We start from the raw sequence: 12,013 nt of genomic DNA, 5'->3' as shown, positions 1-12,013 counted from the left end.
GCCCACGTACTGGACGTACTTGGGTCTGTGCCCGGTGCGGCGAGTGGGGGTCCCCCCGGCCGGAGGCTGGGGGGGGTGCCGGGCGTCGCGACGCCGCGGAGATCCATCAGAAGGGCCCTGGGCCACGCCTGGATCACTCATCGTCTCTCCTCCACAGGCCCGCCTCGCCGAACCGCACCCGCACCCAGCCCCGTCCGCACCCCTGTGGACGGCCCCGCATGCACACCCCACCGGGCGGTGTGAAGCTGACCGGTGTGACGACCATCGACACCGCAGGGCAGCCCGCCGCGGAGGCACCCGCCACGCAGCCCCCCGTGCTGGACAAGCGCCGCCGCAACGTCGTCTTTGTGACGATCATGCTCGGGATGCTGCTGGCCGCGCTGGACCAGACGATCGTGGGTACGGCGCTGCCGACGATCGTGTCGGATCTCGGCGGCGCGGAGCACATGTCGTGGGTGGTCACCAGCTATCTGCTGGCGGAGACCGTCGCCACGGTGCTCGTCGGCAAGTTCGGTGACCTGTTCGGCCGCAAGGTCGTCTTCCAGGCCTCGGCGATCATCTTCATCACCGGCTCGTTCCTGTGCGGCCTCTCCTCGAACATGCTGCTGCTGATCACCTGGCGGGCCATGCAGGGCATCGGCGCGGGCGGTCTGATGGTCACCGCGATGGCCCTGATCGCCGACGTGATCCCGCTGCGGGAGCGCGGCAAGTACCAGGGGGCGATCGGCGCGGTGTTCGGCGTCGCCACCGTGATCGGCCCGCTGCTCGGCGGTCTCTTCACCGACCATCTCACCTGGCGCTGGGCGTTCTACATCAACGTCCCCATCGCGATCCTCGTCGTGGTGGCCGCGGCCCGCACGATCCCGGTGGTGAAGTCGCCGTCCCGGCCGGTCATCGACTATCTGGGCATCGCCCTCGTGGCGGTCGGCGCCAGCGCCGTGATCCTGGCGACGAGCTGGGGCGGCAACGAGTACGCCTGGGGCTCGCCCACCATCATCGGCCTCTTCGCGGGCGGTGTGCTCGCCCTCGCGGCCTTCTGCCTGGTCGAGACCCGCGCGGCCGAGCCGATGCTGCCGATGCGCCTGTTCGGCAACCCCGTCTTCACCGTCTGCTCGATCCTCAGCTTCATCGTGGGCTTCGCGATGCTCGGCGCGATGACGTTCCTGCCGACGTATCTGCAGTACGTGGACGGCGACTCGGCGACCGTCTCCGGCGTGCGGACGCTGCCCATGGTCATCGGCCTGCTCATCGCGTCGGTCTTCAGCGGCAACGTGATCAGCAAGACCGGCCACTACCGGATCTTCCCCACCATCGGCGCCCTGGTGATGGCCGTCGGACTCTATCTGCTCTCGCTCATGAGCAGCGGCACCAGCACCTGGCTCTCCTCGCTCTACATGTTCGTGCTCGGTGCGGGGATCGGGCTGTGCATGCAGGTCCTCACCATCGCCGTGCAGAACACCGTCGAGTACACCGACCTGGGTACGGCGACGTCCGGCGTCACCTTCTTCCGTACGCTGGGCAGCTCGTTCGGCACCGCGGTCTTCGGCACGATCTACGCCAACACGCTGAAGCCGAACCTGGCGGACGGCGTCGCCGAGGCGGCCCGCAGGAGCGGGACCGACCCCGCGGTCGTCAGCAGGGCGGCGACCAGCCCGGAAGGGCTGCACAGCCTGCCGTCGGCGGCGGCCACTCCCGTGGTGAGGGCGTACGCGGACACCCTCCAGACGGTCTTCCTGTGGACCGTGCCCGTGGCGCTGCTCGGTTTCCTGGTCTCCCTCTTCCTCAAGCAGGTGCAGCTGCGCGACAGCGCCCGGATGGGGTCCACCGACCTGGGTGAGGGCTTCGCGACCCCGTCCGCGGCCGACAGCCGGCAGCGCCTGGAAGCCTCGGTCGGGAAGATCATCGGCGATACGCGTCCCGACACCATGCGCCGGCTCATCGTCGAGGCCGACACCCGGCTGGACATCGCGGGCGCCTGGGCCGTCATGCAGGTCGAGCTGTTCACCCGGATGGTCGGTCACGCCAATCTTTCCCTGATCGCCGCCCGCCGCCACATGCCCCCGGAGGCCCTGGTGCCGGTCTTCCAGCGCATGGTCGACGAGGGCTACCTCACCCGCGAGGGCTCTCTTTTCGCCCACACCGAGGCCGGTGCCCGCGAGGCCCGCGTCATCGGCGAGGCGTGGGCCGACTGGCTGGCCGACCGCGTCGAGCAGGACCTCGGCCGCCCCTCGGGCCACGACGTCCGCGTCGCCGTCGACAGCATCGCCAAGCGCCTGCTGGTCGAGGACCTGACGAACGACGCGTCGACGGAGCCCCGCCCCAGGGCCCTGGCCACGGCCACGGCGTCGGAGAGCAGCCGCTAGGGCCCTTCTGATGGATCTCCGTGGGTGAAGGAGCGGCGTCCGGTGCGTGCTCTCGGCGTGCCGGGCACAGGCCCGCGTACTGGACGTACTTGGGTCTGTGCCCGGTGCGGCGAGNNCCATCAGAAGGGCCCTAGGGACCAGGGGCTGCACTGTTCAGCGCAGGAGCAGCTGGGCGCCGCCCAGCACCGTCGCCGCGATCACCAGCCGCTCGAACAAGCGCTGGTTGATCCGGTCGACCGCCCACTTCCCGATGAGGGCGCCCGGCAGGACGAAGGCCGCGAGGGCCGCGTCCAGCAGCAGCGAGTGGCCGTCGATCAGGCCGAGGCCGACGCTGAAGGGCACCTTGGAGACGTTGACGATCAGGAAGAAGAAGGCCGAGGTGCCCAGGAAGCCGAGCTTGCGGAAGCCGGCGGAGAGGAGATACATCGACATGACCGGGCCGCCCGCGTTGGCGACCATCGTGGTGAAGCCGCCCAGCACTCCGTAGGAACGGGCCTGGGTCCGGGTGGCCACCGCGTCGGGCTCCTCGTCCGGCCCGGCCGCCTCGCCCACTTCGGCCGCTCCGGCCACTTCGGCCGTCTCCGCCGCCTCCGCCGCCTCCGCCGCCTCGGCTTTGTGGCGGCGCCATACGGTGACCCCGGCCATCAGCAGCAGGATGGCGCCGATCGACGTACGTACCATCTCGTCGTCGGCCCGGAGCAGGAACACCGTGCCGACGACCACTCCCGCGGCGACCGCCGGGAACAGTCTCCACAGGGTCGGCCAGTGCGCGTGCCGCCGGTAGGTGAGGACGGCGAGCACGTCCCCGACGATGAGGATGGGCAGCAGCACCCCCGTGGACGCCCGGGCCGGCAGGACCGCCGCGAAGATCGCGAGGCTGACCGTGTTGGCTCCGCTCACGGCGGTCTTCGAGAAGCCGACGAGCAGAGCGGCGGCGGCGAGGGCGGCGAACTCCCACGGGGTTATGTGCCAGAGCGTCATCGTGTCCATGCGAGAACCGATGCTATGCCCACCTATCCGGCCATGTCAGGGGCGTCTCGCCAGGTGACCCCTGCCCCCACCACCGACGGCCCCGCGTCCTGGGACGGGTGTTTTCACGGATTCACGCTGGGAACTCGGGCCTGCGCGGACGAGGACGCACGCCGCCCCGGCAAGAGGCCCACGGACGAAAGGGACACCCGATGGCCGACGCTCTCGAACTCGACGCGTTGTGGGCCGAGTTCCACAGCGTGGTGAACATGACCTCACAGGAGCTGGCCGCCTGGCTGCGGGTCAGCGACGCGGCCGACGCGGCCGAGGAGTCGCAGTCGCCGCCCGAGCACACGGGGTCGCCCACCGGCGAGCACGTGCTGGCCATCCTGCAGAAGCGTCGCATCGACCTCACCGACGACGACCTCGACGTGATGTACGAGGTCGTCGACACCGTCACGGCCGAGACGGACCCCGAGTACGTATCCGCGCACGCGCCGGAGCACGAGTCCGAGGCCGCGGAGACCCGTCGCCGCCAACGCCTGATGACACTGGGCCACGACCCGCACAGGCCGACGGCATGAGCGGCAAGGGCGGCAAGGGCGGCAAGGGCGGCAAGGCGGAGAGGGTCCTTGAAGCGCTGGTCTCCGACCACGGCGGTACGTTCGCCGAGGAGGCGGGCATCCGGCTGCGCAACACCCCGCAGCCGCTGTACCGGACCCTGGTCATGGCCTGTCTGCTCAGCGCCCGTATCCGTGGCTCCGTCGCCCTCGCGACCACCCGAGCCCTGTACGAGGCGGGGCTGCGCGATCCGCGCCGGATGGCCGGGGCCTCCTGGCAGGAGCGGGTCGACGCACTGGGCCGGGGCGGCTACCGACGGTACGACGAGCGCACGGCGACCCAGCTCGGTGACGGTGCCGAGTTGCTGCTGGACCGCTGGGGCGGAGATCCGCGCCGGATGCGGAAGGCGGCGGACGGCGACCTCGACGAGCTGCGGAGCCTGCTGCGGGAGGTGCCGGGTCTTGGCCCAGCGGGTGTGGACATCTTCCTGCGGGAGGTGCAGCAGGTGTGGCCGGAGGTCGCGCCCCACCTCGATGAGAAGGCCCTGGAGGGCGCGGCCCGGCTCGGCCTGCCGAAGAAGCCCGACCGGCTGCTGAAACTCGCCGGGCACACCGAACCGGCCGTATTGTCGGCCGCGTTGGTACGAGCGGCGCTCGACAAGTCCGTCGTGGACGACTGTCTGCGGCAGGCACGCGAAGGGCGCTCCAAGGCAGCCTGACCGCCTGACCGACCGGGCAGGAGAGCAGGCGCCGAAGCGAAGGGGCGGCCACGCTCACCTCAGCAGCCAGCCGCCGTCCACAGCGAGGTTGACCCCGTTGACCGCGGTGTTGCGCAACAGGAAGTCGACCGCGTCCACGACGTCCGCCATGCGGGCGAGCCGGCCCGAGGGGGTCCGTGTGCGGACGTCCTCCAGCACCTCGGCCGGCTTTCCCGCCCAGAACGGGCTGTCGCCGACGATGCCCGGATGGACGGCGTTGACGCGGATCGGGGCGAGTTCGGTGGCGAGGGTGCGCACCAGGCCTGTGACGCCCGCGTTCACCGTCGCGACCGTGGTGGCGCCCGGATAGGGCCGCTCCTTGGCCTGGCCGCCGAAGATCACGACGGCGCTCTCCTCGGTCATCCGCGGCAGCAGCGTGTGGACGACCTCGGTGTAGCCGACGAGCTTGAGGGTGACGAGGTGCAGCGCGGCCTCGATGTCGTACTCGGTGACGCTGTTCTGGTCGCGGGAGATGCCGGCGAGGACGAGATGGTCGACCCGCTCGACACCGGCCAGCGCGCCCGCGATCTCCCGGGGCCGGGAGAGGTCCAGGGCGATTCCACGGGCGCCCGCCTCCTTGGCCACCGTGCCGGCGCGGTGGGCGTCGCGGCCGGTGAGTACGACCTCGTCGCCGCGCGCCACGCGGGTGCGGGCGAACGCGTGGCCGATGCCGGCCGTACCGCCGATGACGACAACACTGCTCATTGCTTCTCCTCCGGTACGTCCTGGCTCATGCCTGGCTCATGCCTGGCTCATGCCTGGCTCATGCCTGGCTCATGCCTGGCTCATGGGGTGTCCGCCAGTTTGTCGCGCAGATGGTCCCAGTCCCGGGCGAACCGGTAGGAGTGTCGCGACGGCGGCTGCGGTGCCTGTGTCTCCAGCCAACGCACGGGTCCCGTACCGGCGTTGGTGAAGCCGTGGACGCAACCGGCCCCCGCCCAGGCGGCGTCGCCCACGCCGAGCCGGTAGTGCTCGCCGTCGAAGGTGGCGTCCACGGCCCCCTCGACGATCAGGTACGTCTCCTCGAAGGGGTGGTCGTGGGCGCCCGCGACGCCGTCGGCCGCGTACTGGACCATGAACATCGTCGAGGCGACCGCGCCCAGGTCGGCGTCCACCATCATCTTCACGGTGATCCCGCTGTAGACGAGCAGCGCGGTGCGCATGCTGGCCGACACGGCGAGGAGGTCCTGGGACTGCTTTCCCGGGTCCATCTGGCCGGGTTCGAAGTGTCCGTAGGAGCGGGTGCGCGGGTCGCGTACGTCGATCCGGGCCGGGGCGGGGGCGGGCAGCGCCGGTACAGCCCGGGTGTCGTACCCGTAACGCGCCCTCGGCACCGGCGCGAGCATGTCCGCCCAGCGCGCGACGGTGTCTCCTGCGCCGCGCCAGGCGTGCGGGACGCCCGTCGGGAGCAGTCCGTAGTCGCCTTCCGCCAGGAGGTACGAGCCCTCGGGCGTATCGAGGATCACGGTTCCGGAGAGCAGGTGGAAGGACTCCTCGTACGAGTGGACGTGGGCCCCGACCGTCCCGTCCGGCGCCAGTTCGCAGACGCCGAAGCCCGTGTGTACGGTGCCGTCCTCCTCGCCGACCACGGTCCGCCGCGTGAACCCCGTGCTCTCGTACGGAAGTTGGGGCGGGGCGGCGAACGTGGCGTCCGCCGCCCAGCGGATCACGTGGTGTGTCATGCCTCTCGCTTCCCACGCGCCGCGACCGCCGCCGTGAGGCGGTCGCGGGACTCCTCGACCAGGCGCCGGGCCCGCCCGACGTCGCCGAGCAGCTTCCCGTCGCGCTTGCGGACGACGCCGTCGACGATGACGGTCTCGACGTTGGAGACGTCCGCGCTCAACGTCACGGCCGCCACCGGGTCGATGAGCGGCGCGACGTTGAGCGCGGTCGCGTCGATCGCGACGACGTCGGCGCGCTTGCCGGGGGTCAGTGAACCGGTGCGGTGTTCAAGTCCCGCGACATGCGCGCCGTTGACCGTCACGATCTCCAGCATCTGACGTGCCGTCAACATCGTTTCCGGGACGGGGGTGTCGGCCTGCCAGCAGACCGCGTTCACCCGGGCCCGCTCGGCGCCGAAGGCCGCGCGGATCTGGGTGAACATGTCGCCGGGCACGGTGGTGACGACGTCGATGCTCAGGGACGGTCGGAGGCCGTACTCGATCGCCTTCATCACGGGCGGCCAGCCGTGCCCCATCTGCGTCTCCACCTGCGGTGCGATGGAGACCGTGCCGCCGCTGTCGGCGACCAGCCGCCACTCCTCCTCGCTGAAGTAGCAGCAGTGGACGTACGTGGTGTCGGAGCCGAGCAGCCCGAGGCCGTCCAGTTGCTTGACCATCCCGAAGCGGCCGGCGAGCCGTCCCATGCCGACGTGCACGGTGATGGGGATGCCCAGTTCGCGCGCGAGCCGCCACTCGGCCTCGACGACGTCGTTGCTGCAGAAGCCGGGTCCGCGGGTGGCGAGGCCCATGGTCAGCAAGCCGTCGTCGGAGGAGAAATGCCGCTCCCGCACCCGCCGTACGTCGTCCCCGGGCACCGCGATCTTGCTCTCGTACCAGTAGTCGGCGAGCGAGGTGTTGGCGCTGCCGTACGCGTACTGGGCGCGGATGCCGGTCTCGCCGAGTGCCTGGACCGCGGCGTCGGGGTGCTCGGGCGAGTTGTTGATGTGGGACCAGTCGACCAGGGTGGTGATCCCGGCGTTCAGACATTCCAGCGAGCCCGCCAGGTTGCCCGCGTAGACGTCCTCGGGGCTGTAGACGGGCGCGAAGGTGTCCAGTACCTCGACGAAGTAGTCGTCGAGGGTGGCGTTGGGGGCGCAGCCGCGGATGGGTGTCTCCCAGGTGTGCCGGTGGGTGTCGACGAAGCCCGGCACGAGGATGCGGCCGGTCATGTCGAGCACCTCCGCGTCCGCGCTGATGTCGCGTGCGACGGCGACGATCTTCCCGTCCTCGATGAGGACGTCACCGTCGGGCAGGTCCCCGATGTCGGGGTCCATCGAGAGCACGTGGCCCGAGCGCAGGAGCATTCGATTGGTCGTCGTCATCGCCCTACTCGCCTCTCTTGATGCCGAGTTCTCTTCGTGCCGAGTTCTCTTCGTGCCCAGTTCTCTTCGTGCCGAAGTTGCCGGGTTTCAGTACGCGCTGAGGTCGCGGACCTTCGCCACGACTTTGTCCACGGTCGGGATGACCTCCTGTTCGAGCGCGTCCGCGAAGGGCAGCGGTACGTTTTCAGCCGCGATCCTGCGGACGGGCGCGTCGAGGAGACCGAACCCCTCGTCGGCGACGACCGAAACGAGCGTGCCGCCCCAGCCGCCCTGGTAGGGGTTCTCCTCGACGGTCACGAGCCGTGAGGTCTTCGCGAGCGAGCCGAGCACGGTCCGCGTGTCGAGCGGCACGAGGCAGCGCAGGTCGATCACTTCGGCGTCGATGCCCTCCTCGGCCAGCCGCTCGGCCGCGGTGAGCGCCACGGGCACCATCGAGGCGAGGGCCACGAGGGTGATGTCGGCGCCCTCGCGTACGACGGCCGCGCGTCCCAGTTCGACGACGTGGTCCGGCGGCGCGGGCGGGCCCTTGGCGGCGAGCAGTCCCTTGTGCTCGAAGAAGACCACGGGGTCGTCGCTGCGGATGGCCGCCGCCATCATGCCGACGACGTCGGCGGGGGTGGCCGGTGCCGCGATCTTCAGTCCGGGGATCGTCAGCGCCCAGTTCTCGGTGGCCTGGGAGTGCTGCGCGCCGAAGCCGAGGCCGCCGCCGTTGGCCGTACGCACCACCAGCGGCACGGTGACCTGGCCGCCGGTCATGTACCGCACCTTGGGTATCTCGTTGGCAAGGTAGTCCCAGCAACAGGCGAGGAAGTCGGAGAACATGATCTCCGCGACGGGCCGCATGCCGGTCATCGCGGCGCCCATCGCCGCCCCGACGATGGCCTGTTCGGAGATCGGCGTGTCCCACACCCGCCCGGAACCGAACTCCTCGTGCAGCCCGGCCGTCGTCTTGAACACCCCGCCCGCCGCGCCGATGTCCTCGCCGAGGCACACCACCGCGGGATCGCGCCGCATCTCCCGCGCGATGCCCTCGGCGACCGCCTGCCGGTATGTGATCACGTCCGCCACTGCGCACCTCCGTCGGCCCATACGTCGGTCAGCGCCTCACGGGGATCGGGCGCCGGCGCGTTCTTCGCCGCCTCGACGGCCGCCTGTACGACGGCCGCGGCGCGCTCGTCGGCGGCGTCGACCGTCTCGGCCGGCACCCCGAGGTCGGCGAGCCGGCCGCGTGCCACGTCCAGCGGGTCGTGCTTGAGCCAGCGCTCCACCTCCTCGGCCGGGCGGTACGCCGCCGGGTCGGCGCGGCTGTGGCCGAAGTGCCGGTACGTCTGCGCCTCCAGCAGGCTCGGCCCCTCCCCCGCCCGTGCCCGGTCCGCGAGCCTGGCCACCGCCTCCCGCACGGCGACCACGTCGTTGCCGTCGACGATCTCGCCGGGGATGCCGTAGGCGGGCGCCCGGTCGGCCGCCGGGTTGGCCACGGCGGTCACGTCGGCGATCGCGGTGTACTCCATGTACAGGTTGTTCTCGCAGACGAACAGCACGGGCAGCTTCCACACGGCGGCCAGGTTGAGGGCCTCGTGGAAGGCACCGATGTTGGTCGCGCCGTCGCCGAAGAAGGCCACGGCGATCTGCTCGGTCCCCCGCAGCCGGGCCGACCAGGCGGCGCCGACCGCCATGGGGAGATGGGCGCCCACGATCGCGTACGAGCCGAGCATGTTGCGCGAGGCCTTGGTGAGGTGCATCGAGCCGCCCTTGGCTCCGCACAGACCGGTCGCGCGGCTCATCAGTTCGGCGAGGCACTCCTCGGGGGTCGCGCCGCGGGCCAGGGCGTGGTGGTGGCCGCGGTAGGTGGCGAACACGTAGTCGTCGTCGCGCAGGGCCGCGCTCGCGCCGACCGCGACGGCCTCGTGGCCGGCGGCGAGGTGGGTGGTGCCCTTGACGAGGCCGGTCATGAACAGGTCGTGGGCGGCCTTTTCCGTGCGCCGGATCACGGCCATCTCCTCGTAGAGGGCGAGGAGTTGACCGGCATCCGGGCCGGTGCCCTCCGGGCGGGTTTCCGGGCTGTCCGGGTCAGTGATGTCCAGGCCGCGGGCTTCCGGCTGCGGGGCGCGGGTCATCGTTCCCCCCTGCCCTCGCGGGTGTTCAGATGGGACTGGGATTCGCGGCGGGTGTCGAGTGCGCCGCCGACGGTCCAGTACTTGCGGCCCGCGACGAGGAGTTCCTCCGCCGGGAACTTGGTGATGACCTCGCACCCGTCGGCGGTGACGACGATCTCCTCCTCGATGCGCGCGGCCGACCAGCCGTCCGCGGCCGGCCAGTACGTCTCCAGCGCGAACACCATGCCCTGTTCGAGCACTTCGGGATGGTCGAGCGAGACCAGGCGGCTGAAGATGGGCTTCTCCCAGATGGACAGGCCCACCCCGTGTCCGTACTGCAGGGCGAACGCGGCGGTTTCGTCGGGGAAGCCGAACTCCTGGGCGCGCGGCCATACTTCGACGATGTCGGCGGTCGTGGCGCCGGGCCGCACCAGCGCGATGGCCTCGTCCATGTAGGCACGGCAGCGGACGTACGCGTCGCGCTGCGCGGGTGAGGCGCTGCCGACGGCGAACGTGCGGTAGTAGCAGGTGCGGTATCCGAGGTGGCTGTGCAGGATGTCGAAGAAGGCGGGGTCGCCGGGGCGGATCAGCCGGTCGCTGAAGACGTGCGGATGCGGTGAACAGCGTTCCCCGGAGATCGCGTTGACGCCTTCGACGTACTCGCTGCCCAGGTCGTAGAGGACCTTGCTGACGAGCCCGACGCACTCGTTCTCGCGCACGCCCGGCCGCAGGTAGCCGTACAGCTCCTCGTACGCGGCGTCGACCATCGAGCAGGCCTGGGTGAGCAGGGAGATCTCGTCGGGCGTCTTGACGCGGCGGGCCTCCAGGAACACCTGCTGGCCGTCCACGACGTCGATGCCCTGCTCCTTGAGGGCGTGCAGGACGGGCATCTCGGCGATGTCGACGCCCAACGGCTCGCCTGCCAGGCCGTGTTCGCGCAGCTCGGCCGCCACCTTCGCCGCGACGTCGGCGCCGATCGCGGCGTCCGGGTGGAAGGCGCCGCGCAGGGTGGAGATGCCGGCGCGGGCGCCGGTGGGCGGGCCGCCCCCCTGGCCGCCTCCCGTGCCACCCTCCGTGCCACCCTCCTTGCCGCCCCCCTTGCCGTCGCCGTGGTCGAGCCACGGGTTGAAGAGCTGGTGGTGTCGGGCGGCAGAGCCGAAGTCCCAGACGATCGGTTCGCCGCCGCGGACGAGCAGCGCGAAGCGGATCAGCTTGTCCATCGCCCAGGTGCCGATGTGGGTGGACGACATGTAGCGGATGTTGGCGAAGTCGAAGCTGAGCAACGCGCCCAACTCCGAGCGGTTCAGGGCCTCGTGGAGCCGGTCCAACCGCTCCCTGCGGAGCCGGTCGAGGTCGATGCGCTGTTCCCAGTCGACGGCGTTCGGTCCGAATGTGCGGATTGCCATGACGACCACCACCCTCATCCGGAGTGAACGACCATCCGGGGAAAGTGTCAAGGCATACTGAACACGAACCACACTCCGACGGCCGGTTCGCTGCCGTCGTTGCGGTAGCGGTGCGGGGTCGTCGACTCGAAGGAGACCGCGTCGCCGGGCCGGATCACGTACTCGTCGAAGCCGAGCGTGAGGACCAGTTCGCCGGAGGTCAGGTAGCCGTACTCGGTCCCGGAATGCCGCATCAGGCCGCCCGTGCCGGAGGAGGCCCCGCCGGGGCGGTAGGTCACGAGCAGGAAGTCGACGTCCACGCCGGGGACACGGCCGAGCCGCTCCCACACGACGCCCGAGTCCAGCTCAAGTACCTCCCGTTCACCGCCCTTGACCAACGGGCCGATCCTGCGGCCGGGGTCGGCGGCGAAGGCGGCGAGTGCGTGCAGCACGGTGTCGGGCGCTACGGTGCCGGGCAGTGCGGTGCCAGGTGGTGCGGTGCCGGGCGGTCCGGTGCCGGGCGGTGTGCCCACGGGCGCCGGCCGCCGTTCGCCGACCGCCGCCACGGGGGCGGGAGCCGCACCCTCCCCGGGGTCGGCGTCGAAGAGCGACTCGACCGGGATGGAGAGCGCGGTGGTGATCGCGTACAGGGTGCTCACCGACGGCTGGCTCTTCCCGGTCTCGATCTGCGAGACGAGGCTCGCGGACACCCCGATCTCCCGGGCCAGGGCACGCAGGCTCATACCTCGTGCCGTACGCGCCCGGCGAATGCGCGCGCCGACCGGCGGCACCACGACAGGGGACACGGGCCGCTCCTCTCACTCTCACGAATGTGTGCA

At 70.9% G+C, this 12,013-nt stretch carries 11 protein-coding genes; 3 read left to right on the top strand and 8 right to left on the bottom strand.

The window, feature by feature from the left end; genetic code table 11:
* The first annotated feature begins 218 nt into the window (after positions 1-218).
* Positions 219-2,363, top strand: a complete 2,145-nt coding sequence (locus tag AOK01_RS02465) for an MDR family MFS transporter (RefSeq protein WP_079103108.1) — start codon at positions 219-221, stop codon at positions 2,361-2,363.
* Positions 2,364-2,516: 153 nt separating this feature from the next.
* Here the strand turns inward: AOK01_RS02465 and AOK01_RS02460 are convergent, their stop codons facing one another.
* Positions 2,517-3,353 (bottom strand): sulfite exporter TauE/SafE family protein, encoded by an 837-nt coding sequence (locus tag AOK01_RS02460; RefSeq protein ID WP_055507866.1) that lies wholly within the window; start codon positions 3,351-3,353, stop codon positions 2,517-2,519.
* 191 nt (positions 3,354-3,544) lie between these two features.
* Here AOK01_RS02460 and AOK01_RS02455 point away from each other — a divergent pair, with 191 nt between their 5' ends.
* On the top strand, positions 3,545-3,916 hold the full coding sequence (locus AOK01_RS02455) for a DUF3140 domain-containing protein (RefSeq protein WP_055507864.1): 372 nt from the start codon (positions 3,545-3,547) through the stop codon (positions 3,914-3,916).
* Positions 3,913-4,611: an HhH-GDP family DNA glycosylase gene (locus AOK01_RS02450; RefSeq protein WP_055507862.1), complete on the top strand. Its 699-nt coding sequence runs from the start codon at positions 3,913-3,915 to the stop codon at positions 4,609-4,611. The genes AOK01_RS02455 and AOK01_RS02450 overlap by 4 nt, the downstream gene beginning before the upstream one ends.
* A 54-nt stretch (positions 4,612-4,665) precedes the next feature.
* Here AOK01_RS02450 and AOK01_RS02445 read toward each other — a convergent pair whose 3' ends face one another.
* The 7 genes from AOK01_RS02445 to AOK01_RS02415 all read right to left on the bottom strand — a co-directional run bounded on the left by AOK01_RS02445 (position 4,666) and on the right by AOK01_RS02415 (position 11,980).
* Positions 4,666-5,355, bottom strand: coding sequence for an SDR family NAD(P)-dependent oxidoreductase (locus tag AOK01_RS02445; protein WP_055507860.1), 690 nt, complete (start codon positions 5,353-5,355; stop codon positions 4,666-4,668).
* An 80-nt stretch (positions 5,356-5,435) separates the two neighbouring features.
* Complete coding sequence (locus AOK01_RS02440) at positions 5,436-6,332, bottom strand: cupin domain-containing protein (RefSeq protein ID WP_055507857.1); 897 nt, start codon at positions 6,330-6,332, stop codon at positions 5,436-5,438.
* On the bottom strand, positions 6,329-7,693 hold the full coding sequence (locus AOK01_RS02435; protein WP_055507856.1) for an amidohydrolase family protein: 1,365 nt from the start codon (positions 7,691-7,693) through the stop codon (positions 6,329-6,331). Before AOK01_RS02435 ends, AOK01_RS02440 begins: the two co-directional genes overlap by 4 nt.
* An 87-nt stretch (positions 7,694-7,780) precedes the next feature.
* Positions 7,781-8,761, bottom strand: coding sequence for an alpha-ketoacid dehydrogenase subunit beta (locus tag AOK01_RS02430; RefSeq protein WP_055507854.1), 981 nt, complete (start codon positions 8,759-8,761; stop codon positions 7,781-7,783).
* Positions 8,749-9,690, bottom strand: coding sequence for a thiamine pyrophosphate-dependent dehydrogenase E1 component subunit alpha (locus AOK01_RS02425; RefSeq protein ID WP_055507878.1), 942 nt, complete (start codon positions 9,688-9,690; stop codon positions 8,749-8,751). Before AOK01_RS02425 ends, AOK01_RS02430 begins: the two co-directional genes overlap by 13 nt.
* Positions 9,691-9,806: 116 nt before the next feature.
* The gene (locus tag AOK01_RS02420) at positions 9,807-11,195 is read right to left on the bottom strand and encodes a M24 family metallopeptidase (RefSeq protein WP_055507876.1); all 1,389 of its coding nucleotides are present in this window, start codon (positions 11,193-11,195) and stop codon (positions 9,807-9,809) included.
* Positions 11,196-11,242: 47 nt separating this feature from the next.
* Positions 11,243-11,980: a helix-turn-helix domain-containing protein gene (locus AOK01_RS02415; protein ID WP_055507852.1), complete on the bottom strand. Its 738-nt coding sequence runs from the start codon at positions 11,978-11,980 to the stop codon at positions 11,243-11,245.
* Positions 11,981-12,013 lie beyond the last annotated feature (33 nt).

It is taken from the genome of Streptomyces aurantiacus, from assembly GCF_001418335.1.
Taxonomy (GTDB): domain Bacteria; phylum Actinomycetota; class Actinomycetes; order Streptomycetales; family Streptomycetaceae; genus Streptomyces; species Streptomyces aurantiacus.
This window is presented reverse-complemented; position numbering and strand designations above follow the sequence as displayed.